The organism is Streptomyces sp. Mut1, assembly GCF_030719295.1.
GTDB lineage: Bacteria > Actinomycetota > Actinomycetes > Streptomycetales > Streptomycetaceae > Streptomyces > Streptomyces castrisilvae.
This window is the reverse complement of record NZ_CP120997.1, coordinates 3,875,352-3,900,758: the sequence shown is the minus strand read 5'-3', so window position 1 is coordinate 3,900,758 and position 25,407 is coordinate 3,875,352. Positions and strand designations below refer to the sequence as shown.

24 protein-coding genes are annotated in these 25,407 nt (G+C 70.3%); 17 read left to right on the top strand and 7 right to left on the bottom strand.

The window, feature by feature from the left end; genetic code table 11:
- Positions 1-156 precede the first annotated feature (156 nt).
- The 9 genes from P8A18_RS16865 (at position 157) to P8A18_RS16825 (ending at position 10,013) form a co-directional block, all read left to right on the top strand.
- Entirely contained in the window at positions 157-975 is an 819-nt protein-coding gene (locus P8A18_RS16865; RefSeq protein WP_306055606.1) for a hypothetical protein, read from the top strand.
- Positions 976-1,140: 165 nt separating this feature from the next.
- Entirely contained in the window at positions 1,141-1,887 is a 747-nt protein-coding gene (locus P8A18_RS16860; RefSeq protein ID WP_306055604.1) for a YcnI family copper-binding membrane protein, read from the top strand.
- A 49-nt stretch (positions 1,888-1,936) separates the two neighbouring features.
- The gene (locus P8A18_RS16855; RefSeq protein ID WP_306055602.1) at positions 1,937-2,590 is read left to right on the top strand and encodes an SCO family protein; all 654 of its coding nucleotides are present in this window, start codon (positions 1,937-1,939) and stop codon (positions 2,588-2,590) included.
- Positions 2,587-3,036, top strand: coding sequence for a copper chaperone PCu(A)C (locus P8A18_RS16850; protein WP_306055600.1), 450 nt, complete (start codon positions 2,587-2,589; stop codon positions 3,034-3,036). Before P8A18_RS16855 ends, P8A18_RS16850 begins: the two co-directional genes overlap by 4 nt.
- A gap of 14 nt (positions 3,037-3,050) precedes the next feature.
- On the top strand, positions 3,051-4,988 hold the full coding sequence (locus P8A18_RS16845; RefSeq protein WP_306055598.1) for a copper resistance CopC/CopD family protein: 1,938 nt from the start codon (positions 3,051-3,053) through the stop codon (positions 4,986-4,988).
- Between the two features lie 7 nt (positions 4,989-4,995).
- Complete coding sequence (gene efeB, locus P8A18_RS16840) at positions 4,996-6,303, top strand: iron uptake transporter deferrochelatase/peroxidase subunit (protein WP_306055596.1); 1,308 nt, start codon at positions 4,996-4,998, stop codon at positions 6,301-6,303.
- A gap of 59 nt (positions 6,304-6,362) precedes the next feature.
- Positions 6,363-7,298: a prephenate dehydratase gene (gene pheA, locus P8A18_RS16835; RefSeq protein WP_018553966.1), complete on the top strand. Its 936-nt coding sequence runs from the start codon at positions 6,363-6,365 to the stop codon at positions 7,296-7,298.
- Positions 7,299-7,920: 622 nt separating this feature from the next.
- Positions 7,921-9,210 carry a serine--tRNA ligase gene (gene serS, locus P8A18_RS16830; RefSeq protein ID WP_306055594.1) on the top strand — a complete coding sequence of 430 codons (1,290 nt, stop codon included), beginning with the start codon at positions 7,921-7,923 and terminating at the stop codon, positions 9,208-9,210.
- Positions 9,207-10,013, top strand: coding sequence for an HAD family hydrolase (locus P8A18_RS16825; RefSeq protein ID WP_306055592.1), 807 nt, complete (start codon positions 9,207-9,209; stop codon positions 10,011-10,013). The genes serS and P8A18_RS16825 overlap by 4 nt, the downstream gene beginning before the upstream one ends.
- A 92-nt stretch (positions 10,014-10,105) precedes the next feature.
- On the opposite strand, the gene P8A18_RS16820 is transcribed toward P8A18_RS16825, so the two are convergent.
- From P8A18_RS16820 to P8A18_RS16800, 5 genes are all read right to left on the bottom strand, one after another.
- Positions 10,106-10,798, bottom strand: a complete 693-nt coding sequence (locus tag P8A18_RS16820; protein WP_306055590.1) for a hypothetical protein — start codon at positions 10,796-10,798, stop codon at positions 10,106-10,108.
- 291 nt (positions 10,799-11,089) lie between these two features.
- Complete coding sequence (locus P8A18_RS16815) at positions 11,090-11,809, bottom strand: ABC transporter permease (RefSeq protein WP_306055588.1); 720 nt, start codon at positions 11,807-11,809, stop codon at positions 11,090-11,092.
- 23 nt (positions 11,810-11,832) lie between these two features.
- On the bottom strand, positions 11,833-12,744 hold the full coding sequence (locus P8A18_RS16810; protein WP_306055586.1) for an ABC transporter ATP-binding protein: 912 nt from the start codon (positions 12,742-12,744) through the stop codon (positions 11,833-11,835).
- On the bottom strand, positions 12,741-13,649 hold the full coding sequence (locus tag P8A18_RS16805; RefSeq protein ID WP_306055584.1) for an ABC transporter permease: 909 nt from the start codon (positions 13,647-13,649) through the stop codon (positions 12,741-12,743). The genes P8A18_RS16810 and P8A18_RS16805 overlap by 4 nt, the downstream gene beginning before the upstream one ends.
- On the bottom strand, positions 13,639-14,652 hold the full coding sequence (locus P8A18_RS16800) for an ABC transporter ATP-binding protein (protein ID WP_306055582.1): 1,014 nt from the start codon (positions 14,650-14,652) through the stop codon (positions 13,639-13,641). The genes P8A18_RS16805 and P8A18_RS16800 overlap by 11 nt, the downstream gene beginning before the upstream one ends.
- Positions 14,653-15,020: 368 nt before the next feature.
- Between P8A18_RS16800 and P8A18_RS16795 the strand changes: the two genes are divergently transcribed.
- From P8A18_RS16795 to P8A18_RS16785, 3 genes are all read left to right on the top strand, one after another.
- Positions 15,021-16,799, top strand: a complete 1,779-nt coding sequence (locus tag P8A18_RS16795) for an SDR family oxidoreductase (protein ID WP_306055580.1) — start codon at positions 15,021-15,023, stop codon at positions 16,797-16,799.
- Between the two features lie 68 nt (positions 16,800-16,867).
- The gene (locus tag P8A18_RS16790; protein WP_371933680.1) at positions 16,868-17,842 is read left to right on the top strand and encodes a MerR family transcriptional regulator; all 975 of its coding nucleotides are present in this window, start codon (positions 16,868-16,870) and stop codon (positions 17,840-17,842) included.
- Between the two features lie 171 nt (positions 17,843-18,013).
- Positions 18,014-18,556, top strand: a complete 543-nt coding sequence (locus P8A18_RS16785) for an RNA 2'-phosphotransferase (protein WP_306055578.1) — start codon at positions 18,014-18,016, stop codon at positions 18,554-18,556.
- 46 nt (positions 18,557-18,602) lie between these two features.
- Here the strand turns inward: P8A18_RS16785 and P8A18_RS16780 are convergent, their stop codons facing one another.
- Entirely contained in the window at positions 18,603-19,550 is a 948-nt protein-coding gene (locus P8A18_RS16780) for an LLM class flavin-dependent oxidoreductase (protein ID WP_306055576.1), read from the bottom strand.
- Between the two features lie 202 nt (positions 19,551-19,752).
- Here P8A18_RS16780 and P8A18_RS16775 point away from each other — a divergent pair, with 202 nt between their 5' ends.
- The 5 genes from P8A18_RS16775 (at position 19,753) to P8A18_RS16755 (ending at position 23,565) form a co-directional block, all read left to right on the top strand.
- Positions 19,753-20,274 carry a SigE family RNA polymerase sigma factor gene (locus tag P8A18_RS16775; protein ID WP_306055574.1) on the top strand — a complete coding sequence of 174 codons (522 nt, stop codon included), beginning with the start codon at positions 19,753-19,755 and terminating at the stop codon, positions 20,272-20,274.
- A gap of 62 nt (positions 20,275-20,336) precedes the next feature.
- A complete protein-coding gene (locus tag P8A18_RS16770; RefSeq protein WP_306055572.1) occupies positions 20,337-20,774 on the top strand; it encodes a PASTA domain-containing protein in 438 nt (145 codons plus the stop codon).
- A 183-nt stretch (positions 20,775-20,957) separates the two neighbouring features.
- The gene (locus P8A18_RS16765; RefSeq protein ID WP_306055570.1) at positions 20,958-21,275 is read left to right on the top strand and encodes a hypothetical protein; all 318 of its coding nucleotides are present in this window, start codon (positions 20,958-20,960) and stop codon (positions 21,273-21,275) included.
- 178 nt (positions 21,276-21,453) lie between these two features.
- Positions 21,454-22,497 carry a hypothetical protein gene (locus P8A18_RS16760; protein ID WP_306060953.1) on the top strand — a complete coding sequence of 348 codons (1,044 nt, stop codon included), beginning with the start codon at positions 21,454-21,456 and terminating at the stop codon, positions 22,495-22,497.
- Between the two features lie 201 nt (positions 22,498-22,698).
- The gene (locus P8A18_RS16755) at positions 22,699-23,565 is read left to right on the top strand and encodes a Cof-type HAD-IIB family hydrolase (protein ID WP_306055568.1); all 867 of its coding nucleotides are present in this window, start codon (positions 22,699-22,701) and stop codon (positions 23,563-23,565) included.
- A gap of 63 nt (positions 23,566-23,628) precedes the next feature.
- Here the strand turns inward: P8A18_RS16755 and P8A18_RS16750 are convergent, their stop codons facing one another.
- A complete protein-coding gene (locus tag P8A18_RS16750) occupies positions 23,629-25,389 on the bottom strand; it encodes a sensor histidine kinase (RefSeq protein WP_306055566.1) in 1,761 nt (586 codons plus the stop codon).
- Positions 25,390-25,407 lie beyond the last annotated feature (18 nt).

Here is a 25,407-nt window from a genome sequence, read left to right as displayed (position 1 = left end):
CACCGGTGTAGCCCCGCCCCACGGGACCCTTTCCGTACCACCCGGGAGGGTGCGGAACCCGCCCGAACGGCCCTGCTCGCGCCCAATCCGCCCGGAAGACGACCTTCCGGACCTGCCGTACGGAGGCGGGGGGCCGGGTGCGATGATGGCCCGGCCATGTCTACATCTGTGGGACGCGCCGGAGCCGGTATGCGGCTACTGAGGGCCGCGGTGTTCGCCGCGGTCTGCGTCGCGTTGTCCGCGGCGGGGCATGCGCTGGCCGCCTGCGCGACCGTCCCCTGGTGGACGCTGCTCGCCGCCTTCCTCGGCGTCCTCGCGGTGGCCGTCCCCCTCGCCGGGCGCGAACGCTCGCTGCCCGGCATCGCGGCGGCCCTGGCCGGCGGACAGCTCGCCCTGCACGTCCTCTTCGGCCTGGGCACGCACACCACGACGCCCCGGGCCACCGGCGGCGAGGACGCGCTCATCCGGTTCGCGGCGAGCCTCGTCTGCGGCGCCGGACCCGGCCAGCTCGACGCCTCGGACGCGCACGACATCGTCACCACCGCGGGCGTCGACCCGGCGGCGGTGACCGCACAGGCCCACCAGCACCTGGCCGCGGCCCCTTCCGACAGCCTCTGGGCCACCGGCACGACCGGCCTCGCCGGAATGCTGCCCGGCCTGCCCATGCTGCTCGGGCACCTGCTGGCCGCGCTGGCCGCCGGCTGGCTACTGCGGCGGGGCGAAGTCGCCCTGTTCCGCCTCGCCCGGCTCTCGGCCCACGGCGCCCAGCAGATCGCGGCAGGGGCCCGGCTCCGGGCGCTGCGGGCCGCGTTCGGCCTCGTCTCCGCCCTGCGCGCGGGCCTGTCCGGCGAACTCACGACCGGGCCGCGCACCCCGCGTACCGCCGTGGACGCGCCGCGCCCGGCGACCGGGGACCCGTTGCAGCACATGGTGATCCGGCGCGGGCCGCCTCCCGTACTCACCCTCGCAGCCTGACGCGACGCCCTCCACGCGATGCGGTCCGGCCCACGCCACGCGCCCTTTCGGCGCGTCCGCGGGTCGTCCGCGCATTCCGCTCGTGCGGAGGAGGTGTCGCGATGCCGGTGCGTACCCGCGCGCCGGAGCACCTTTCCTTCGTGCCTCTGTGGAGTGATCCCTGTCATGAACGTTTCCCGCATCGCCCTCGCCGGCGGCGTCGCCGCGTCGACCGTGCTGCTGCTCGCCGGTACGGCCTCCGCCCACGTCAGCGTCCAGCCGCAGGGCGAGGCCGCCAAGGGCGGTTACGCCGTCATCAACTTCAAGGTGCCCAACGAGCGCGACAACGCCTCGACGACCAAGCTCGAAGTCAGCTTCCCCACCGACCACCCGCTGGCGTCCGTCATGCCGCAGCCGGTGCCCGGCTGGGACATCGAGGTGACGACCAGCAAGCTCGACAAGCCGCTGGAGATGCACGGCAAGACGATCAACGAGGCCGTCTCCAAGGTCACCTGGACCGGCGGCAAGATCGAGCCCGGCCGCTTCCAGCAGTTCCCCCTGTCCGTCGGCCAGCTCCCCGAGGACGCCGACCAGCTGGTGTTCAAGGCCGTCCAGACGTACTCCAACAAGGAGGTCGTCCGCTGGATCGAGGAGCAGAAGGAGGGCGCCGACGAGCCCGACACCCCCGCTCCCGTCCTCAAGCTGACGGCCGCGTCGGGTGACGCGCACGGGGCCGACGCGGCGGCCGGCTCGGACTCCTCCGCCTCATCGGACTCCTCCGCCGCCTCCGACAAGAGCGGGGAGACCACCACCGCCTCGTCGGCCTCCTCCCAGGACAACGCCGCCCGGGTGCTCGGCGTCATCGGCATCGTCATCGGTGTCGCCGGCGTGGCCTTCGGCGTCCTGGCCGGCCGCCGTCGCACCACCACCTGATCCGGCCCAAGCCCCACCCGCTCCATCGACCCACCAGGAAAAGTGCTCCATGGTTAAGAAGATCGTGCCGGCCGCGGCGCTCGTCGTCGCGGCCGCGCTCACCCTGTCCGCCTGTGGCGGCAGTGACAACGACAGCAAGAAGCCCATCGCCGATGTGTCGGTGGAGGCGAAGACCAAGGCCGCGACGGTGCTCGACCAGCCGTTCACCAAGCCGAACCTCGTCCTGACCGACACACACGGCAAGAAGTACGACCTGCGCGAGCAGACCAAGGGCAAGCCGACGCTCATCTACTTCGGCTACACCCACTGCCCCGACGTCTGCCCGCTCATCATGAGCAACATCGCGATCGCCAAGAAGTCCCTCTCCCAGGCGGACCAGGACAAGCTCCAGGTCGTCTTCGTCACCACCGACCCGGAGCGGGACACCCCCGCCTCGCTGGGCACCTGGCTCAAGTCCCAGGACCCGTCCTTCATCGGTCTCACCGGCGACTTCCCGACCATCCAGGCGGGCGCCCGGCAGATCGGCATCGGCATGGACGCGCCGAAGAAGGAGAAGGACGGCACGATCGTCTCGATGCACGGCTCGCAGGTCCTCGCGTTCTCCCCGAAGACCGACCAGGGGTACGTGCTGTACAGCGAGGACACCACGCCCGACGACTACACCAAGGACCTCCCCAAGATCGTCAAGGGGGAGAACCCGTGAACCGCCGTACAGCCCTCGCCGGCGTCCTGACCCTCACCACGGGTCTGGCGCTGGCGGGGTGTTCGTCCTCCTCGGACCGGCCGGAGCTGAAGGTCATCGGCGGGTTCATGCCGCAGCCCGTCAACGACATGGCGGCCGGCTTCCTCGTCGTGCAGAACCACGGCAACGGAGCCGACCGCCTCACCTCGGTCACCAGCCCGCTCTCGGACGACGTCACGATCCACGAGACGAAGAACCAGGTCATGCGCAAGGTGACGTCCTTCGACGTGCCCGCGGGCGGTGAGCTGGACCTCGAACGTGGTGGCAACCACATCATGTTCGCGAAGCTCAAGCAGCAGCCCAAGCAGGGCCAGAAGGTGTCCGTGGAGCTGCACTTCGAGAAGGCCGGCGCAGTCAAGGTCGACCTTCCCGTGAAGGAGACCACCCACAACCCGAAGAAGCAGTGAGGGACTGACAGACCATGACAGCCACCGCCCCGCACTTCGGGCCGCCCCCGTACGCCGCACGACGGCCGCTCGCCGCGGCCGGACTCCTCGCCGCACTCGTCGGCGCGGTGTTCGGTCTGCTGCTGGCCGTCGCGGGTCCCGCGTCGGCCCACGCCGCACTCACCGGGAGCGATCCGCAGGACGGGGCGGTGGTCGCCACCGCGCCCAAGGAGGTCACCCTCACCTTCTCCGAGCAGGTCGCCCTCGGCGCGGACTCCATCCGTATCCTCGACCCCTCGGGCAGGCGCGCCGACACCCAGGCCGCCCCGCGCGACCTGCACAGCGGCTCCACCGTGAAGTACGGCGTCGCCCTGAGCACCGGCCTGCCCGACGGTACGTACACCGTCGCCTGGCAAGCGGTCTCCGCCGACAGCCACCCGGTCTCCGGCGCCTTCACCTTCTCCATCGGCGCGCCTTCCGAGACCACCGTCGCCCTTCCCGACAACGAGGCCGGGGGCGGTCTCGTCGGCACGCTCTACGACATCGCGCGCTACGCCGCGTACGCCGGGTTCATCGTGCTCGCGGGCGGCGCCGCCTTCGTGCTGGCCTGCTGGCGGCGCGGCGCGGGCGCGCGTCCGCTGCAGCGCCTGGTGGTACGCGGCTGGATGACGCTCACCGCGGCCACCATCGCGATGCTGCTCCTGCGCAACCCGTACACCGGGTCCGGGAAGCTCGGGGACGTGTTCGACCTCGACGGCCTGAAGGCGGTCCTCGACACCAAGCCCGGCGCCGCACTCGTCTCGCGGCTCCTGCTGCTCGGTGCCGCCGCGCTGTTCGTCGCGGTGCTGTTCGGCACGTACGCCAAGCGCGAGGACCCGCGCGAGAAGAAGGACCTCACCTTCGGCCTCGCCATCGGCGGCGCGGTCATCGCCGCCGGCATCGCCGGGACCTGGGCGCTGGCCGAACATGCTTCGACCGGCATCCAGCCCGGTATCGCCATGCCCGTGGACGTGCTCCACCTGCTGGCCGTCGCGGCCTGGCTGGGCGGGCTCGTGGCCCTGCTGACCGCGCTGTACCGCACCCCGGACCTCCCCGCGGCGGCGGTACGGCGCTTCTCCGCGATCGCGTTCACCAGTGTGGTCCTCCTCGTCGCGACCGGGGTCTACCAGTCGTGGCGGCAGCTCGGCACCTGGTCGGCGCTGACCGGCACCGGATACGGGCAGCTGCTGATCGCGAAGGTGGCGCTCGTCGCCGGGCTGGTCGGGATCGCGTCCGTGTCCCGCAGGTGGACGGGCCGGCTCGCGGCGGGCGGCGGCACGGAGGAGGCGGCAGCCGCTGCCGGATCCGGTGGCCCTGAGACGGAGGAAGAGGAAGAGGCGGCGGCTGAGCCCGCCACGGACCCCGGCCGGGCAGCCCAGCTCGCCCGGCAGCGGGCCGCTGTGGCCTCCGCCGAGAAGAAGCGGATACGTGACGCCGACCCCGGCCGGGCAGCTCTGCGGCGCTCCGTGCTGGCCGAGGTCGGCGTCGCCGTGGCCCTGCTGGCCGTGACCACCGTCCTGACCTCGACCGAGCCCGGCCGTACGGAGGAGGAGGCGCGCTCGTCGACGGCGGCCGCCGCACCCGCGGCGGAGGGGCCCGTCAACCTCTCCCTGCCCTTCGAGACGGGCGGCGAGAACGGCAAGGGCACAGTACGGATGGACATCGACCCTGGGCGCACCGGAGCCAACGTGATCCACCTGTGGATCGAGGACAGCGGCGGAAAGGCCATGGACGTTCCCGAGGTGAAGGTCGCGTTCACCTTGGAGTCCAAGGACATCGGCCCCCTCCCGGCCGTTCCGGTCCGGCTGACCGAGGGGCACTGGACCGCCACCGGTCTCCAGCTCCCGATCGCGGGCGACTGGAACGTCGCGGTGACCGTGCGGACGTCGGACATCGACCAGACGACGGTCGACAAGAACGTGAAGATCGGCTGAGCAGGACGTGAGCGGAAACAGCGCGAGCAACAAGAGCGACAAGAGCCGTGGCAACGGCAGGGCCGGAGCGATTTCGCGGCGGCGGCTGATCGGCACCGCGGGCACGGCAGGGGCGACCGGGCTGGTGCTCGGAGCGGCCGGCGGCGCCACCGGCTATGCCGCCACGCGCGACGATCCACCGACGGCGCTGACGTCGGTCGGCTCCACCGAGGTGATGTTTCACGGGAAACATCAACCGGGGATCACCACTCCGCTTCAGGCGTGCGGCCACCTCGTCGCCTTCGACCTCGCCGCCGGCGCCGGCCGCAAAGAGGCCGCCGCCCTGATGCGCCGCTGGTCCGCCGCGGCCCAGCGGCTGATGGCCGGCGAACCCGCCACCGGCTCCGCGGCGGACGGCAGTGCGCACGACACCGGCATCGCGCTGGACGCGGGGCCCTCCTCGCTGACCGTCACCTTCGGCTTCGGCGCCACCTTCTTCGAACGCACGGGCCTGGCCTCCCGTCGGCCTCCGGGCCTCGACCCCCTGCCGCCGTTCTCGTCCGACCACCTCGACGCCGGCCGGTCCAACGGGGACCTGTGGGTGCAGATCGGCGCCGACGACGCGCTCGTCGCGTTCCACGCCCTGCGGACCGTGCAGAAGGAGGCCGGTTCGACGGCCACCGTGCGCTGGCAGATGAACGGCTTCAACCGCACGCCCGGTGCCACCGCCAGGCCGATGACGGCCCGCAACCTGATGGGCCAGGTCGACGGCACCGGCAACCCGAAGCCGGCCGACAGCGACTTCGACAAGCGGATCTTCGTCCCCGGCGGCCGGGACGCCGCGTACGACTGGCTCGCGGGCGGCTCGTACGCGGTGGTCCGGCGGATCAGGATGCTGCTCGACGACTGGGAGAAGCTCCCCGTCGGGCAGCAGGAGCGGGTCATCGGCCGACGCAAGTCGGACGGTGCCCCGCTCAGCGGCGGCACGGAGACCACCGCCATGGACCTCGACAAGGTCGGGTCCGACGGCAAGCTCCTGATCCCGGACAACGCGCACGCCCGGATCTCCGCCCCCGAGCGCAACAGCGGTGCCGCGATGCTGCGCCGGCCGTTCTCGTACCACGACGGCATCGCCGCCGACGGCACGCCGGACGCGGGGCTGCTGTTCATCTGCTGGCAGGCAGATCCGCTGCGCGGCTTCGTGCCCGTGCAGCGCAAGCTCGACCGGGGCGACGCGCTCTCCCCCTTCCTGCGCCACGAGGCGAGCGGGCTGTTCGCGGTGCCGGGCGGGGCCGCGGCCGGAGAGTATGTGGGGCAGCGGCTTCTGGAGTCCTGAGCCACCGCGGCTCCGCAGACCTGGACTTCCGAGCCGTCACCGCGCATTAGGGTGACGGTATGTCCGCCACGCGCTACGCCTATCTCGGCCCCGAGGGCACCTTCACCGAGGTCGCCCTCCGTACGCTCCCGGAAGCCGCCACCCGCGAACTGGTCCCGATGGTCTCCGTACCGGCGGCCCTGGACGCGGTGCGCGGCGGTACGGCCGCCGCGGCGCTCGTACCGATCGAGAACTCCGTCGAGGGCGGCATCACCACCACGCTCGACCAGCTCACCAGCGGCGAACCGCTGATGATCTACCGCGAAGTGCTGCTCTCCATCACCTTCGCGCTGCTGGTGCGGCCCGGCACCAAGCTGTCCGACATCAAGACGGTCACCGCCCACCCGGCCGCGCAGCCGCAGGTACGCAACTGGATGGCCGCCCATCTCCCGCAGGCCGTATGGGAGTCGGCGGCGTCCAACGCGGACGGCGCGCGGCTCGTGCAGGAGGGCCGGTACGACGCCGCGTTCGCGGGGGAGTTCGCGGCGGCGACGTACGGGCTCGAACCGCTGGTCACCGAGATCCATGACGCGGAGAACGCGCAGACCCGCTTCGTGCTGGTGGGCCGGCCGGCCCGGCCCGCGGCGCCGACCGGCGCGGACAAGACCTCCGTCGTCATCTGGCTGGGGGACGACCACCCCGGCGCCCTGCTCGAACTGCTCCAGGAGTTCGCGGTGCGCGGGGTGAACCTGATGCTGATCCAGTCGCGGCCGACCGGGGCGGGCATCGGCAACTACTGCTTCGCGGTGGACGCCGAGGGCCACATCTCCGACCGCCGGGTCGGCGAGGCGCTGATGGGGCTGAAGCGGATCTGCCCGAATGTGCGGTTCCTCGGCTCGTACCCGCGGGCCGGTGTGACGCCGGCGGATGTACGCCCGCTGCGCGCGGGGACCTCCGACGCCGAGTTCACCGAGGCCTCGGACTGGCTGGCCCGCAACCAGGACGGACGCGCCTGACAGGTCGGGGCCGGCGGGTAGCCGCTGGGCGGGTAGGGGCAGGCGGTGAGCGGGCTGTCGCCTGCCTGCCCGGCTGGTGGGATCAGCCGATTGCCTTACTGGGAAAAGTTATCCACAGGCGCGCACCCGGGGCTGGGGACAAGTCGACACCGCAATGCGACATGGTCGACAAATCAACACACCACACTCAGACCGGCCCACAGGGCCGCAGGTCACCCGGTGTCAGCTCAATTCCATTGATCAACTCTTTAGAGCGAGCAATTCCCACCCGAACGAGCGTATAAAGCGGGTTTGGACTGTGAATCCCTGCGTTTTCACGGGCCCCCCGGAATGACCTCCTCCGCGTCCACAGACTTCCCCCACAGCCTGTGGATAACTTTGACTGATCACCCATTCCTGTGGACAAGCGGCAACCAACTGCCGCGCCGAGCAAGGTCGATGCACCAGGAGCCCTCACTCCCTCTGTCCTGTTTGGGGGAATAGCGCCCCTTTTCTCGATACACGCCTCGATTCCGGCCCAGCGGCCCGCCCTCAGAATGCCAAATACCGGCAATTCGGGCAAAGCGCCATGCTTGCCCCTATCGGTTCAAGCAGGGGAAGCCGACACCGGTAGCCTGGAGAGGTGATTGACCTTCGCCTGATTCGTGAGGACCCCGACCGTGTTCGCGCCTCCCAGCGCAACCGGGGAGAGGACGTCGCGCTCGTCGATGCCCTGCTCTCCGCCGACGAACGGCGCAGGTCGTCCGGGACCGCCTTCGACGAACTCCGTTCCGAGCAGAAGTCGCTCGGCAAACTCATCCCCAAGGCGTCCCCCGAGGAGCGCGCCGAGCTGCTGAAGAGGGCCGAGCAGCTCAAGGCCGACGTCAAGGCGGCCGACGCGGCACAGGCCGAGGCCGACGCGGAGACCAGGAATCTGCTCCTCCGGCTCGGCAACATCGTCCACCCGGACGTGCCGGTCGGCGGCGAGGAGGACTTCGTCGTCCTGGAGACGCACGGAACGATCCGCGACTTCGGCGCCGAGGGATTCGAGCCCAGGGACCACCTGGAGCTCGGCGAGTCGCTGGGCGCGATCGACATGGAGCGCGGCGCCAAGGTCTCCGGCTCGCGTTTCTACTACCTGACCGGCGTGGGCGCGCTGCTGGAGCTCGCCCTCGTCAACGCGGCGATCGCCCAGGCCACCGAGGCCGGCTTCATCCCGATGCTCACCCCGGCGCTGGTCCGCCCGCGTGCCATGGAGGGCACCGGATTCCTCGGCCAGGCCGCCGAGGACGTCTACCACCTGGAGAAGGACGACCAGTACCTGGTCGGCACCTCCGAGGTACCCCTCGCCGCGTACCACATGGACGAGATCATCGACGCGGAGAAGCTGCCGCTGCGCTACGCGGGCTTCTCGCCCTGTTTCCGCCGCGAGGCCGGCACGTACGGCAAGGACACCCGGGGGATCTTCCGGGTCCACCAGTTCGACAAGGTCGAGATGTTCACGTACGTCGACCCGGCCGACGCGGAGGCGGAGCACCTGCGCCTGCTGGACTGGGAGAAGCAGTGGCTCACCGGCCTTGAGCTGCCCTTCCAGGTGATCGATGTCGCCAGCGGGGACCTGGGGGCTTCGGCCACCAGGAAGTACGACTGCGAGGCGTGGATTCCGACCCAGGGCAAGTACCGCGAGCTCACCTCCGCGTCCAACTGCGGCGAGTTCCAGGCACGCAGGCTCTCCGTGCGGATGCGGGACAACCGGGGCGGCAAGAAGGTCATGCAGCCGCCGGCCACGCTGAACGGCACGCTCTGCGCCGTCCCGCGCACCATCGTGGCGATCCTGGAGAACCACCAGCTGGCCGACGGTTCGGTGCGGGTGCCCGAGGTGCTCCGCCCCTACCTGGGCGGGCGCGAGCTGCTGGAACCGGTCGCCAAGTGACCTTCCCCTACAAGCTCGTCGCGACCGACCTCGACGGCACCCTGCTGCGTGACGACGAGACCGTCTCCGCACGGACGCGCGAGGCGCTGGCCGCCGTCACCGCGGCCGGTGCGGCGCACATCATCGTCACCGGCCGCGCCGTCCCGTGGACCCGGCACGTCCTGGACGACCTCGGCTACGACGGCCTCGCCGTCTGCGGGCAGGGGGCGCAGGTCTACCACGCGGGTGAGCACAGGCTGCTGACCTCGCTGACGCTGGACCGGCAGCTCGCCGGGCTCGCGCTGTCCAAGGTCGAGGCCGAGATCGGGCCCCTGGCGCTGGCCGCCAGCCGCGACGGGCTCGACGGCGAAGTGCTGGTCGGGCCGGGCTACCGCGTACAGGAAGGTCCGCGTCCGGCCGTCTTCGTCCAGGATCCGGCCGAGATGTGGGCCGCCCCTCTGAACAAGGTCTACATACAGCACCCCGATCTGGACGACGACGCACTGGCCAGGGCCGCGCGGGCGGCGGTCGGCAATCTGGTGGACGTGGTCATGGCGGGTCCGGGGGTCGTGGAGATCCTCCCGCTGGGACTCAGCAAGGCCACCGGCCTCTCGCTCGCCGCGCGCCGGCTGGGCGTGAAGGCCGCGGACACGATCGCTTTCGGCGACATGCCGAACGACATCCCCATGTTCGCCTGGGCAGAGCACGGCGTGGCCATGGCCAACGCCCACGAGGACCTGAAGGCCGTCGCTCAGGAGATCACCGCGTCGAACGAGGACGACGGGATCGCCGTGGTACTGGAGCAACTGCTCCGGGAGTCGTAGCAACGGCCGTCCCGCCGTGCGGCTCGGGGACCGGGGCACTGCCTCGGTCCCCGAGCCTTTTCTACGCTGTGCCTGAGCCCGCTGCGGCCGGATCAGCGCTTGTTGCGGCGGTTGAGCTCCTTCAGATTGCGGGCGAGCGCGTCCATGCGGCCGTCGAGCCGGGCCACGTCCTCGGAGACTCCGCCCAGTCGCACGCTCATGGCGCCGACGACCTGGTGGGTGACCTCCAGCCGCCGGTCGAGGCTGTCGAGCCGGTGCGACATCCGGCCGAGGACCGGGCCCAGCTCCTGAAGCGCGGTGCCCACCCCGGCCAGGTGGTTCTCGACCCGGGTGACGCGGTGTTCGAGCGACGCGTATCCCGCGCGCAGGTCCTGTTCGGCATCGAGCAGATACGTACGCACGCACCGGGCAACGTCACTGTCGCGAAGAAGCATGGCGACGTTGAGGACGGTCCTACGGGTGTAGAGACGGAGCTGAGTGGCAGCCTGTGGATAACTTTCGGCACCCTTGCCACCCCATAGCGACAGCATGTCGCTATGGAAGACTCGCAGTTCAGAGCCTCGGAGCACGCGCATGCCGTTTCCCAGAAGCTCGCTTTGATGCCGGTCGGTCAGCCTCCGGACCGCCCTTGTGGATACTTCGAAGTAACGAGCCACGTCATCTGTGCGAACGTGAATACCATCCGGGAGCATGACAAGACACTTCACCTTGTCCAGAACGTCGACGCGCCCCATCTGTTCGTCGCGCAGCGCGCGGGATTCGAGTAGGGCCACTTCTGTCGCCATGAGCGTGCCTTCCGTTCGTGAAAGCTACGGGGGAATGGACAGCCCTCTCCCCGGGCTTCAGGGGCGGAGGACGCTCACGGTTGCCACTCACTCAAGGAACCGACCGGCGGGTGATCCCCCGCCGCATCGGCCATCACATATTTCACGAACGCTACGACGCCACGGATTCCAGTTGCCTCCACGCACCGTGCACAACGCACCGATAACCGTACAGTTACGCGTAAGACTGTCCGACATGCGACAGCCCCCGGCCGAGGACCGGGGGCTGTCGCATGTCGGAGGGGTTCGCGCTCACTCCTCGCCGGCGAGCTTCAGGGCGCGCAGCTTCTGCCCCGCGTACCAGGTCGCCACTACGGTGACCCCGGCGAGCAGGATGGTGGCGAGCGGCAGACCCACGTCCGAGGTGATCGTGCCGTTCCCGCCGGTCTTCTCCGCCAGGGCGAGCGCCCACTGCTGCACACTGAGCGTCCGCGCGCCGGGCACCAGGCTGCCGAAGAAGGCCTCCCACACCAGCGCGTAGACGAGACCGAGGACCACCGCGTGCCGGCTCACGGTCCCCAGCAGCAGGAACAGCGCGCTGTAGGCGATCGAGGCGACCAGGGCGGCGATGGTGTAGGCCACCGCGATCTGCTGGCCGTTGCCGTTGAGGATCAGGCCGGCGAGCAAGGTGGGCACGGCCGAGAACACCATGGTCACCGCGATCGCCACGATCAGCTTGGTGAAGATGATCGTCGGCCGGCTCACCGGCTTGGCCAGCAGGTACACGATCGAACCGTCATCGATCTCCGGCCCGATGGCGCCCGTACCGGCGATGACGCCGATCAGCGGCACCATGGTGGCGATGGCGAATCCGGCGAGCACGTCCGAGGTCATCTGGTCGTCGGCCCCGGCGAACATCCGTACCGCCACCGCGATGACGATCAGGAGCGCGGGCAGGACGAAGAGGATGGCGGCCCGGCGCCGGCCGAGCAGCGCCCGGTAGGTGAGCCGGGCGACTGTGGGGTCGTACATGACGTCACAGCTCCTTGTCGGCCTCAGGCCGCTACGAGATAGGAAAAGACCGATTCGAGGGACTCGTCGGACGGTGAAACGGTCAGCAGACGAATGCCCTGCTCGCGTGCGACCTTGGGCAACAGCGTGGTGAAGCGGCCAAAATCGATCGCCTGGATGCGCAAAGCGTTCTCGCTCAGGTCCACTTCGATCCCAGCCGTCGACGGATCGGCGATGAGCGCGGCGGCCAGGGCCCGGTCGTCGCTGGACCGTACGAGATAGCGGTGCGGGCGGTCCGTCATCAGCCTGCGGATCCTGCGGAAGTCACCGGACGCCGCGTGCCGTCCCGCGACGATCACCTCGATGTGCGAGGCGAGCTGTTCGACCTCTTCGAGGATGTGCGAGGAGAAGAGGACCGTCCGGCCCTCCGCTCCCATCACCCGCAACAGGTCCATCAGCTGCATCCGCTGACGCGGGTCCATCCCGTTGAACGGCTCGTCGAGCAGCAGCACGGACGGGTTGTGGACCAGCGCGGACGCCATCTTCACGCGCTGGCGCATGCCCTTGCTGTACGTCGAGATCTTGCGGTCCTGCGCGTACTCCATCTGGACCGTGGCCAGCGCCGCGGCCGCCTCGGCGTCGCCCAGACCGTGCAGTTCGGCGTTGGCCACCACGAACTCGCGGCCGGTGAGGAAGTCGTACATGCCTTCCCGCTCCGGCACGATGCCAATCTGCCGGTACACCGCCTCATTGCGCCAGATCGGCTTGCCGTCCAGCGTGACCGTACCCGTCGACGGGGCGAGGAATCCGGCCATCATGTTGATCAGCGTCGACTTGCCGGCCCCGTTGGGTCCGAGCAGACCGGTGACGCCAGGCCCCACGGTCATGCTCACGTCGTTGACGGCGACCACGTTGCCGAACCAGCGGGAGGTGTGGTCGATCTCGATGGTGGTCACAGGCCGACCTTCCGGTAGCGGCGCATCAGTACGGCGTACGAGCCGGCGACGAGCGCGAGGACAACGAGCAGATACACGGCTCCGGCGCCGGCACCCGGACCGTACCCTCCGGGGAAGGCCGAGGAGGCACCGAGGAACGCGGTCTGCACACCGTCGATCAGCGTGATCGGGGAGAACAGCCCCAACCACTTCACCGCGCCTTCGGACTCGGTGGACCAGGCGATGCCCTGGACGGTGGAGACCGCCCCGTAGGTGATGGTCAGCAGCGCGATGACGGCGGCGACACCGAAGCCGCGGCGCGGGGTGAACGCGGCCATCACGAGGCCGAGGCCGGCGAAGAGCACGGACAGCAGGGCCACCGAAACCATCCCCTGGGCGAACCACTTGGTCTGGTCCGCGAAGTCGAACTTCCCCAGCAGCGCGCCGATGTAAAGGATCACAAGGGGCGCACCGGTGAGCACGAAGAGCGCCGAGGCCATGGCGGCGAACTTGGCGATGACGTAGTCGCTGCGCTCGATCGGCCGCGAGAAGTACAGCGGCACGGTCTTGAACCGCAGGTCCCTGGAGACGGCCTGCGGCGCCTGGGAGGCGATGAACAGGCCGATGACGGCCTGGAGATAGATCGCGAACGATGTGTACTTGATGGGGAGCTTCGTGGAGTCGGGGGTGGCGATGGCGACGGCCACGATGATCGCCGCCACCAGGCACATCACGCCGAACAGCAGCATCGGAAGCACCTTGGACTTGACCGAGCGGCCGAGTCCGAAGGAGCCCCGCAGGGACTGCGAGTACAGCGAGCGGCGGGCGTAGGCGCGGCCCAGTCGCGGGCCGTCGTAGGCGCGGTAGCCGATGTTGTGGATCCGGGAGGTCTCGCTCCCGGTCGCGGCGCCGGTCTCAGTGCTCATCGCGACCGCTCCCCTTCTGCTGGACGGGTCCGGTCTGCTCTGCGGGACCGCTCTGCGGTACGACTCCGGCCGGGACCGCCGCCGTCCGCGCCGCCGCTGCCTCGCCGGTGCGGAACACCTCGGCGATGTGGTGGCGGCGCTGTTCCATCCGTACGAGACCGAGTCCGAGCCCGGCGACGCTGTCGCGGACCAGGTCGTAGGTCTCCTCGCCGGTCGCCTCGATCAGCAGGATGTGGCCGGCGCCGGGCAGCCCCTGCGTGTCCAGCCCGTCCAGGCCGATGAGTTCGACGCCCGCGTCGGTGAGGGTACGGCGCAGGGCGTCGGTGCCGTCGGGATGGGTGTCGCTGTCGGTGACCTCGATCGCGAGGGTCGTGGTGGTCTGTGTGAAGTCACTGGTGGAGCTGGAGCGAAGGAGCGTTCCGCCGTCGATGACGACGACGTGGTCGCAGGTGCGCTCCAGCTCGCCGAGCAGGTGCGAGGTGACCAGCACCGAGATGCCGAAGTCGGTGTGGATCCGGCGGATCAGGCCGAGCATCTCGTCGCGCCCGACCGGGTCGAGCCCGTTGGTCGGCTCGTCCAGCAGGACCAGCTGTGGGTCGTGGACCAGCGCCTGGGCGAGCTTCACGCGCTGCTTCATGCCCGTCGAGTAGCCGCCGATGGGGCGGTAGCGCTCCTCGTACAGGCCGACGTGGCGCAGTGTGTCCGCGGTGCGCTCGCGGGCAGCGGTCGGTGGCAGCCCGGACATGCGCGCCATGTGGACGACGAACTCGGTGGCCGAGACATCGGGTGGCAGGCAGTCGTGCTCCGGCATGTAGCCGACCCGTTCCCGGATGGCGGCGCCGCTGGTCGACACGTCGAGCCCGAGCACCGCGGCCCGGCCCTCGGTCGCGGGGGACAGACCCAGCAGGATCTTGATCAACGTGGACTTGCCGGCTCCGTTGGCACCCACCAGCCCGGTCACACCCGGTCCGATGTCCAAGGAGAGCCGGTCAAGCGCGGTCACCCGGGGGAACCGCTTACTCAGGCCTTCGGTAGCGATGACATTCACAGGACCGACGGTAGTGGCGCGCACCACAGCAGTCGTCAGACCTGGCGGTTGGTTCGACGTCAGACTCGAGTTGTAGGGAACCCGTAAGGGGCCCTCACGAAGGACTACAGCGGCCACGGGCCGCCGGTCGTGACGGGCGTGCACAGAAAGTTGTCCACAGGCCGCGCACACCCCCTTGACGCAGCCGCCGGACATTGTCACATTCATCAGTGTCACGTTACGGATACGTACCGCACACGGCAGGGAACGGACGGTGGCATGGCCTCGCGAGTGACGTACGAACGGCCTGCGGGCACGGGGGAGTCCGGAAAGAGGGTGGTGTCGTGAATCTGCGCGATGTGCCGGGGGCGCGCGAGCGCCGGGTGGCCACGGGCGGTATCGAGTTGTGCGTGGTCGAGCTGGGGGAGGCTTCGCGCCCGACGATCGTGCTCGTGCACGGTTATCCGGACAGCAAGGAGGTCTGGACCCAGGTCGCCGTGCGGCTCGCGGAGGAATGGCATGTCGTGCTGTACGACGTGCGCGGCCACGGCGAATCGACGGCGCCCAAGCCGCTGCGCGGCGGCTTCACGCTGGAGAAGCTGACCGACGACTTCCTGGCCGTGGCCGACGCCGTGAGCCCGGACCGGCCGGTGCATCTCGTCGGGCACGACTGGGGTTCTGTGCAGTCCTGGGAGTTCGCGACGGTCAGCCGTACGGAGGGCCGGATCGCCTCCTTCACCTCGATGTCCGGCCCGTCCCTGGACCACTTCGGTCACTGGATCAAGCAGCGGATGACCCGGCCCACCCCGCGCCGGGTCGGCCAGCTCCTCGGGCAGGGAGCCAAGTCCTGGTACGTGTACCTCCTGCACACCCCGGTCCTGCCGGAGCTGGCCTGGCGCGGGCCGCTCGGCAAACGGTGGCCGGGCATCCTGGAGCGCCTGGAGAAGGTGCCGCAGGGCGACTACCCGACGCCCTCGCTGCCCCACGACGCGGCGCACGGAGCCTGGCTCTACCGCGACAACGTCCGCTCCCGGCTGCGCAGGCCGCGCGCCGACGCGTACGCGCACGTGCCGGTGCAGCTGATCACACCGACCGGGGACGTGTTCCTCTCCGAGCAGCTCTACGACGGACTCGACGCCTGGGTCCCGCAGTTGACCCGCCGCTCGCTCCCCGCCAAGCACTGGGTACCGCGCACCAGGCCGGACCGGATCGCCTCCTGGGTCGGGGAGTTCGCCACAGCGACCGAATCGGCCCGGGAGACCGGCCTGCCGATGGAAGCCGGTCCGAAGGGACGGTACGCGGAGCGCTTCGGCGGCCAACTCGTGCTGGTGACAGGGGCGGCGGGCGGCATCGGCAGGGCCACGGCGCTGGCCTTCGCCGGGGCGGGTGCCCGGGTGGTGGCCGTCGACCGGGACGCGGAGGGGGCGGAGAGGACCGCCGAGGCGGCCAGGCGGGCAGGCGCCCCGGCGGCCTGGGCCGAGGCGGTGGACGTGGGCGACGAACAGGCCATGGAGAAGCTCGCCGCCCGGGTCGCCGACGCGTACGGCGTGGTGGACGTCCTGGTCAACAACGCGGGCATCGGACTGTCCGGGCCGTTCCTGGACACGACCACAGAGGACTGGAAGAACGTCCTCGACGTGAACCTGTGGGGCGTGATCCACGGCTGCCGGCTCTTCGGCAGGCAGATGGCCGAGCGCGGCCAGGGCGGGCACATCGTCAACACCGCGTCAGCGGCGGCGTTCCAGCCGTCCCGCGCGCTGCCCGCGTACAGCACGTCGAAGGCCGCCGTCCTGATGCTCAGTGAGTGCCTGCGTGCCGAGCTCGCCGAGAAGTCGATCGGGGTCAGCGCGATCTGCCCCGGCATCGTCAACACCGGCATCACCTCGACGGCACGCTTCGTGGGCACGGACGCCGCGGAGGAACAGCGGATGCGGCAGAAGGCCGGCAAGCTGTACGGCGCCCGGAACTACCCGCCGGAGAAGGTCGCCGCCGCGGTGCTCCGGGCGGTCGTACGCAACCAGGCCGTCGTGCCGGTGACGCCGGAGTCCCACGCCGTGCGCTTCCTGTCCCGGGTCGGTCCCGGCGCGCTGCGCGGCCTCGCGCGGCTGAAGCCGCCGCTGTGAGCCGGGCCGGGACGGGGCGGGCCCCGGCGGGCGGGTCATCGGCCGGCGGGACGCCCCCGGATGCGGAAGTGACCTCGGCCGGTGGGGCGTTGCCGGGGGCGGAAGCGGTCTCGGCCGGTGGGTGGGAGGCCGCCGAGTACCGGATCGAGGACTTGGCGCACGCCAGCGGCGCCACGGTACGCACCATCCGTGCCTACCAGGACCGCGGGCTGCTGCCGACCCCGGAGCGGCGGGGCCGGGCCAATGTGTACCGGGGCACCCATCTCGCCCGGCTCCGGCAGATCGCCGATCTGCTGGATCGCGGCTACACCCTGGCCAGTATCAAGGAGTTACTGGACGCATGGGACACGGGCCGGGGCCTCGAAGGGGTGCTCGGGCTCGTCGCCGAGGTCCACGGTCCCTGGACCGACGAACGGGCCGCCCGCACCACCCGTGCCGCACTCGCGGAAAGGTTCGGCGGCGTCGCGGATGAGCAGGCCGTCGCAGAGGCGGTGGAGCTGGGCGTCCTCGAACCAGTCCCCGGACACGACGACGAGTTCCTCGTCCCGAGCCCACAGGAGCTGGCGGTCGCAGCCGAGTTGTACGCGGCCGGCGTGCCTCTCACCGCAATCTCCGGGCAGCTGCGGGAACTTCGAGGGCAGGTCGAGCAGATAGCGAGCCGGTTCCTGGAGTTCACCACCGAGCATGTGTTCGCCCGGTATCTGGGTCACCGTCCGCCAACCGATGCGGACGCGGCCGACGCGGCCTCGATGGTGCGGCGGCTGCGGCCGCTGGCCCAGCAGACCGTGGATGCCGAACTGGCTCGTGCGATGCGGCTGTTCGCGACCCGGCACCTGGATCACCACCTCGCTGCGGACGGCCCCGCACCCTCGGTGCCGGCCGGCCGTCGGCGAGGCGCCGTCTCCTTGCCCGGAGCCACAATCGAGGCGGTGGAGCGCTTGGTTGGGCGGGACCACATCGCCGAGTTCGTCACGGCTGCCACCGAACGGGAGGTGAACAAACGGGCTTTGGACTCCCTCAGCTCATCCACCGCACACACCTGACAAATTGACCAAATACCGCAATTGGAACGCCACTTATCCACAGACTCGCCAATATCCCTGTGGATAACCGCAGTTGGCTGTGGATCAAACCTGTGCACGCAAATCACCTCGCCGAAGCGCCGGCGAAAAATGCGGATGCGTGGGGAGGTACGTCAGGAGCACGCTGAAGGCATGGATGAAAGACGCACCGTCAAGGTGTCCAAGTACCTCTCCAGACACCTGCGACATCAGCCCGAGCGAATCGGAATCACGCTCGACGCCCATGGCTGGGTGCCGATCGACGAGCTGCTGCACGCGGCGGCCCGTCACCACTTCCCCGTCACGCGGGCGGAGCTCGACCATGTCGTCCTCTCGAACGACAAACAGCGCTTCGCCGTCGAAGGCGACCGCATCCGGGCGAGCCAGGGACACACCGTGGACGTGGACCTGGGCCTGCCGCCGGCCGAACCGCCCGCGTATCTCTACCACGGCACGGTCGGCCGGGCCCTGGACGCGATCCGGGCCGAAGGGCTGCGCCCGATGAACCGCACCCATGTCCATCTCTCGCCCGACCGCGAGACCGCCACCCGTGTGGGGGCCCGACGCGGCCGGCCCGTCGTCCTCTCCGTGGACGCGGGCGCCATGCACCGCGCGGGCCATACGTTCCGTGTCAGCGCCAACGGGGTGTGGCTCGCTTCCGCCGTACCCGCCGAGTTCCTGCGCCTGCCCGGCTGAGGCAGGGCAGGCGGCGGTCCCCTCCCCCGGGCCGGTCGCCGGCCCGTCAGCCGGCCAGCTGGGCCGCGCCCCGGGTCGCGATCTCCTCGAACAGCTTCTCGTCCGCCACCGCCGCGTCGAAACCCGGCCCGTCGGCGGGCACCGGGGCGTGGATGACGAGTTCGGTGAAGCCGAGCTCCGCGTGCCGGCCCGCGAAGTCCACGAACGCGTCCACGGAGTCGAACGGCCGGGCCCCGGCACTGGCGAGGGCCGGGTTGAACTCCGGCGTGAACCCCGTGAGCACGATCTTGTCGAGCTCCGCCACGTCCCGCCCGGCCTCCGCACAGGCGCGGCCCAGTCCGGCCATCTGCCGGCGGATGGCGTCGAACGACCCGGCGGCGCTGCCTGCCTCGTACAGCTTCGGGTCCCCCGTGGTCACCCATGCCTGGCCGTAGCGCGCGGCGAGCGCGAGCCCGCGCGGCCCCGTGGCGGCAACGGCGAACGGCAGGCGCGGGAGCTGCACACAGCCGGGCAGGTTCCGTGCCTCGGTGGCGCTGTAGAACTCGCCCTCGTACGACATACCGGCCGGCTCGCGCAGCAGGGCGTCCAGCAGCGGTACGAACTCGCCGAACCGGTCGGCGCGCCGGCGCGGGGTCCACGGCACCTCGTCGCTCCGGAGCAGGGTCGTCGCGTCGAAACCGTTCCCGCCCGCACCGATCCCCAGTGTGACGCGGCCGTTCGAGATGTCGTCGAGCGAGATCAGCTCCTTGGCCAGGGTGACCGGGTGGCGGAAGTTCGGCGAGGTGACGAGGGTACCGATGCGGATACGTTCCGTAGCCCCGGCTGCTGCGGTGAGAGTCGGCACAGCGCCGAACCACGGCTGGTCTCGAAAGCTCCGCCAGGACAGGTGGTCGTAGGTGTACGCGGTGTGGAAGCCGAGTTCCTCGGCACGGCGCCAGACCTTCCGGCCTTCGGCCCAGCGGTGGATAGGCAGGATGACAGTGCTCAGACGCATGCCGTGACCTTAATCCGTGTGGGCGGGCGTATTCCCTTGTGGCGGTCAGCCGAGACGATGGTCCGCAGCTGTCCGCTGGTCTCATCGCTGCCGCCCGGTTGACACCGGCCGGCAGCGATTCCTGTGACCCAGATCTCAGTGCAGCCGTGCAGCAGATGAGGCGGTGCTCACGTCGAGGAAGGGTGACAGGAAGGGGCAGCGCATGGAGACGGACTTCCAGGCTTTCGTCGCCGCGAGGTCGAGCACGCTGTTCCGGGGCGCCTTCGTCCTGACGGGCAACCGTGAGGCAGCGGAGGATCTGGTCCAGGAGACCCTGGAGCGGGTCTGCCGCAAATGGCGCACCATCGCAGGGAAGGACGCTCCGGACCTCTATGTGCGGCGGATCATGGTGAACCTGGCCAACGACCGCTGGCGCAGGTTCCGCCGTCCGGGCCTGACCTCCGATCCGGAAAGCGGCGACAAAGCCGCCCCGGGAGACGAGTTCGGGCAGGTGGACAACCGGGACCAGTTGGTACGCGCCCTGCAACAACTGCCCATGCGGATGCGCACGGTCGTGGTGCTGCGGTACTTCCACGACCTCTCCGACACCGAGATCGCAGCCGACATGGGCATATCGCCCAGCACGGTGCGCTCCCAGCTTGCTCGTGGGATCGAGAAACTCAGAGGTCAGATCCCCGTGCTCTCCGCCCCTTCGCCACGGCAGCACACGGAAGGAATCCGATGACCTCTTACGGCGACGCATGGCCTTCCGGCTGCACACCTTTCGAAGAGGAACTGATGAACGCCATGAACCGATTCGCGAACTCCGCCGAGGCCCCCGACTTCGACGCGTCCCAGATCCTGCGCCGCACCCGGCGCAGGCGCACCCTCGGCGTCGCCGCCGTCGCCGCCGCCCTCATCGCGGCGGGCGGGGGCACCGCCCTGGCCACCTCGGTCGCCGGCAGCAGCAACTCGGCCCCGGCGGCCACCAGCACGGCCACCAACAGCGACGCCACCACCATGCTGTACCTCTTTCCCGACGGCCAGAGCGTCCCGATCGACTTCGCGGGCTGGCGCCTGGACGAGGCCACGGCGTACATGCAGAAGACGCAGACGAAGCTCGGCACCGTCACCGAGAAGGCCGTCAAGGGCTGTAAGCCGGGCTCGGTGCTCGGCGTGTCCCCGCACGCCCCGAAGACCGTCAAGAAGGGCGACACGGTCAACTTCACCGTATGCGTCGGCTGACCAGGTCGTGAGCTGATACGACGCCCGCCCCTGCGTCAATCAGGGGCGGGCGTCCGTCACATCATCACACCGGACCAGGCCCCCGCACGAGAAGGACGGGCACACCAGCAGCGAAGCACAACCGTGCCGGCGGTCTCGTGAAGACGGACGACCGGGCGCGCACAGGCTCGCTAACCTGGCAGCGTGGAAAAGAGGAGCGGCGCCGAACTGGACGTGCTGATCGAAGAGGCGACCGTTGACACGTACGACGAGGTCGAGGCCGTCAACGGATTCCTGGCGATCATCGATGAACACCTGGACGTTCCGTTCACCACGACTGTCCTGGGTGTCGAGGTGAACGTGTCCGAGATCCGCCTCACGAACGACTCCCGCGTCGTCGCCCGTTGCGTTCGAAATGGGCTCCGGCAGGACATCGGCCTGGCGGAACTGCCCCTGCCGCAACCGCCCCCGGCGGGAGCGCACTGGGTCGATGCGTACCGGCGCTGGTCCGGTTGCCGATGAAGAGGAAACGGACAAGAGCCGAAGCGCGTCGGAGCACGACATGAACCCCCTCACAGATCTCGCTCAGGTCCTACGCCGTAGTGCCGAACTGAAGGAAGACCTCGTAGCGTTCGGGGAGAGCCGCTCCTTCGAACGGTTCCTCGATCCACTCCTGTCGGAAGCAGTAGGTCCCGAAGGAGTGTTGGACGAGGCGACCGCCACCAACGTCATCGACTACTTCCTGCTGCAGTACCGCCTTCCTGACGGCAACACGGTCGCCGACCGTTTCGTCACCCGGCGACCGGCCCTGACCGATGCCGACCGGCAGATGGTGCTGGCCTGGCGTGACCCTGTGGAGGGGCTCTTCGAGGTACGGGGCAGGAACGGCGACTCCCTGCTCCTGCTCAACCTGCTGGACGACCTCGAGTACTGCACCTACACCAACGCCGGGCGGACGGCTCTCCGCAGGGTCGCGAAGGGAAGCTTCCTCAGCGCCAGACTGGTAGCGCTGGCACCAGCACCCGGCGCGTGGCTCTTCTCCGGCGTGATGTCCTCCTACCCTCGCAGCGCCATGCCGGAGATCGCCGCCGCGGCCCTTGACCTGGCCGCCGGCCGGCCCGGCCTCGTCTTCCGCAACCCGGAGAAAGTCGAGCAGGGATGGCACTCGATGCGTGAGGACCGAGCCGCCTTCGCCGAGTTCTTCGGCAGCGACGAGCTGATCCTCACGCCCGAGGAAGCCGAGGACCGTATCAATGCCTACTACCGCCATCGGCAGCACGCCGCCGGCGCCGGGCAATGCCCCGGCTCCCCCCGGGGCGGACAACACGCCGCCCCGAACCCGCCCCTCTTCACACTGTCACCCGAACTGGCCGAGGCGGAGACTGTCGGCGTCATCTATGACCGGGTCGACGGACTCAACTTCTACGCGGACTACGGATCATTGCGGGACCTGTTTGCGAACCCCGGCCTCCCGGGCCGCAAACGCCACCAGGACCTGCTCCGCACGTATCTGCGCGAGGAGTCGATCACACCGCTGCCCATCCGCCGGCTGGCCGCCGCACACCCGAAAACCGTCGACACGGTGTTCCGGAAACTCCTGCGGCAGCCCGACTTCACCTGGAACGAGCACGGCGACGCACTCCTGCGCCGACGCAAGCCCTGGTACGTCGAGTCCGAACAGCGCCCCGGAGTGTCCGTCATCGGTGACCGGCTCAGTGAACTGCTCCGCAGCCGGCCACGCTGAGCACGCACGCCATCACGCTCCCCACCAAGCGGATGCCGGACTGCGGCTGCGCCGTCGGCAGAGTGATGGCCCCGTACGCCGTCCCGGACCTGGTCACGACATTGTCATATGCCAGGGGAATGTTCGCCTGGTCAGGGGCGCGTGTACTCAGATGTGCGCCCCTGCGCACGCCCGTGCACCCTCGTACGGGAGAATGGGCGGGTGACCTCAGCTACCGAACAGTCCGCTCCTGTCGCTCCCCGGCTGATCGCCACGGACCTGGACGGCACCCTCCTGCGCGACGACAAGACCGTCTCGGACCGCACGGTCCGGGCGCTCGCCGCTGCCGAGAAGGCCGGGGTCGAGGTCTTCTTCGTCACCGGCCGCCCCGCCCGGTGGATGGATGTCGTCAGCGACCACGTCCACGGTCACGGACTGGCCATCTGCGCCAACGGCGCCGCTGTCGCCGATCTGCACGCGGGCGGCCGCCTGCTGAAGATCCGGGCGCTGGAGCGCGAGGCGGCCCTCGATGTGGTGCACACCCTGCGTGCCGCCGCGCCCGGCACGGCCTTCGCCGTGGAGCTGACCACCGGCATCCACTACGAGCCCGGTTACCCGCCCTTCCACCTCGACCCCGGCGCGACCGTGGCCGTCGCGGAGAAGCTGCTCCACGAGGAGACGCCGGGCGCCGGCGCCCCCGTGCTGAAGCTCCTCGCCCAGCACGGCGAGCTGGCCCCGGACGAGTTCCTCGCGCTGGCCCGTGGAGCCGCCGGGGAGCGGGCGTCCTTCACCCGGTCCAGCCCCACCGCGCTCATCGAGGTCAGCGGCCCCGGCGTCTCCAAGGCCAGCACGCTGGAGCTGTGCTGTGCCGAGCGCGGTATCTCGGCCGCCGAGGTCGTCGCCTTCGGTGACATGCCGAACGACGTGGAGATGCTGAGCTGGGCCGGCGCCTCGTACGCCATGGGCAACGCCCACCCGGCCGCCCTGGCCGCCGCCACCGGCCGTACCGTCACCAACAACGACGACGGGGTGGCCGTCGTCATCGAGCGCATCCTCGCCGACCGCGCGCGCAACCTCGCGGAACGCTGATACGACGGCGTACCGCCGGGGCCATGGGCCACTGAGGCAGCGGGCTGTCCCACGCCTCCCCGCTCACAACGGGGCCTGCCACACCACCGTCGTCCCGCCGCCGTCCTCCCCGATGCCGGGCCCGAACCAGCTGGCCCCGCCCAGCGACTCGGCCCGGCGGGCCAGGTTCCGCAGACCGCTGCGGCGGCCGCCCTCCGGCATGCCCACCCCGTCGTCGGCGACCGAGAGCCGCACCGCCTCCCGCCCGTCCTCCAGCGTGGCGGTCGCGTCGACGACCACCTCGATGCGCGCCGCGCCGGCGTGCCGGAAGGCGTTGGACAGCGCCTCCCGGAGCGCCGCGATCAGGTTCTTTCCCGTCAGCTCGCCGACCACCGAGTCGACCGCCCCCAGGAAGCGGTGGGACGGTTTGAAGCCGAGCGGGACGGCGGCCATGTTGATCTCGCGCAGGACCCGGGTGCACAGCCCGGACGGCGCCTCGGCCGGCTCCTGCTGGAGCGCGAAGATGGCGGTGCGGATCTCCTGGATGGTCACATCCAGCTCGTCGACCGCCCGGCCGACACCGGTCTGTACGTCCGGCACGTCCGAACGCCGCTGAGCGCTCTCCAGCATCATCCCGGTGGCGAACAGCCGCTGGATGACCAGGTCGTGCAGGTCCCGGGCGATCCGGTCGCGGTCCTCGTACACCGCCAGCCGCTCCCGGTCGCGCTGCGCCTCGGCCATCATCAGGGCCAGCGCCGCCTGCGAGGCGAACTGGGTGGCGAGCGTGCGTTCCGTCTCCGTGAACGGCCGGCCGCCCCTGGCCCGGGGCGTGGCGAGCGCGCCCAGCACCCGGCCTCCGCTGTGCAGGGGGAGCAGCATGCTCGGCCCGAACCGGTCCGCCAGCCTGGTGATCATGCGGGGGTCGGTGGCCGAGTCGTCCACAAAGACCGCCTCGCCGCCCAGGAGCATCCCGACCACCGGGCTCCGGGCCGGAATGATCACTCCCAGGGAGTCGGTCGGGTCCTCCGCCGAGACGGCGACGATCTCCAGGCCGCCGTCCTCGGCGGGCAGCATCACGATGCCGGCGGCGGAGCCCGCGAGGCGGCGGGCCTGTTCGGCGACAACCGTGAGCGCGTCGTCGGCGTCCCCGCCGGAGAGCAGGGCGGTCGTCACGGCGACCGAACCGTCGATCCACCGCTCGCGCTGCCGGGCCGCCTCGTACAGCCGGGCATTGCCGATGGCGATCCCGGCCTCCGTGGCCAGCACGCGCACCAGGTGCAGGTCGTAGTCGCTGAACTCGCCGCCGCCGTCCTTCTCGGCCAGGTACAGGTTGCCGAAGATCTCCCCCCGGACCCTGATCGGAACGCCGAGGAACGTGCGCATCAGGGGGTGGCCGCGCGGAAAGCCGGCGAACCTCGGATCGGCGGTCAGGTCGGCCAGCCGGAGTGGGTGCGGGTTGTGGAGGAGGGCGCCCAGCAGGCCCCGGTGGCCGTCCGGCCGGCGGCCGATCTCGTGCGCCACCGGCTCAGGGACGCCGAAGGTGACGAAGTCGGAGAGCCCTTGGCCCTCCTGGTCCACGACTCCGATCGCGGCGTAGCGGGCGTGGGCCAGTTCGGCCGCCGTCTCGCAGATCCGGTCGAGGGTGGAGTGCAGTTCGAGGCCGGTTCCCACGGAACGCATGGCTTCCAGCAGCCGCGGCACCCGGGCGGTGAGTCCGGCGGGCAGGCCCCGCAGGCTCCGGGTCACGTCCGTCGTTTCCGCCGCTTCCGTCGCGTCGCCGCGTGCGTCCTTCGGCTGCTGGAAGCCGGCCGGAGGCTCTGCGTGGTTCGGGTCCTGCTCTGACATACCCAGAGCGTAGTTAGT

Coding starts and splice junctions, on each gene's coding strand:
- P8A18_RS16865 (WP_306055606.1), top strand. CDS start 157: ATGTCTACATCTGTGGGACGCGCCGGAGCCGGTATGCGGCTACTGAGG.
- P8A18_RS16860 (WP_306055604.1), top strand. CDS start 1,141: ATGAACGTTTCCCGCATCGCCCTCGCCGGCGGCGTCGCCGCGTCGACC.
- P8A18_RS16855 (WP_306055602.1), top strand. CDS start 1,937: ATGGTTAAGAAGATCGTGCCGGCCGCGGCGCTCGTCGTCGCGGCCGCG.
- P8A18_RS16845 (WP_306055598.1), top strand. CDS start 3,051: ATGACAGCCACCGCCCCGCACTTCGGGCCGCCCCCGTACGCCGCACGA.
- pheA (WP_018553966.1), top strand. CDS start 6,363: ATGTCCGCCACGCGCTACGCCTATCTCGGCCCCGAGGGCACCTTCACC.
- P8A18_RS16820 (WP_306055590.1), bottom strand. CDS start 10,798: ATGGCGACAGAAGTGGCCCTACTCGAATCCCGCGCGCTGCGCGACGAA.
- P8A18_RS16815 (WP_306055588.1), bottom strand. CDS start 11,809: ATGTACGACCCCACAGTCGCCCGGCTCACCTACCGGGCGCTGCTCGGC.
- P8A18_RS16805 (WP_306055584.1), bottom strand. CDS start 13,649: ATGAGCACTGAGACCGGCGCCGCGACCGGGAGCGAGACCTCCCGGATC.
- P8A18_RS16785 (WP_306055578.1), top strand. CDS start 18,014: ATGGATGAAAGACGCACCGTCAAGGTGTCCAAGTACCTCTCCAGACAC.
- P8A18_RS16780 (WP_306055576.1), bottom strand. CDS start 19,550: ATGCGTCTGAGCACTGTCATCCTGCCTATCCACCGCTGGGCCGAAGGC.
- P8A18_RS16775 (WP_306055574.1), top strand. CDS start 19,753: ATGGAGACGGACTTCCAGGCTTTCGTCGCCGCGAGGTCGAGCACGCTG.
- P8A18_RS16770 (WP_306055572.1), top strand. CDS start 20,337: ATGAACCGATTCGCGAACTCCGCCGAGGCCCCCGACTTCGACGCGTCC.
- P8A18_RS16750 (WP_306055566.1), bottom strand. CDS start 25,389: ATGTCAGAGCAGGACCCGAACCACGCAGAGCCTCCGGCCGGCTTCCAG.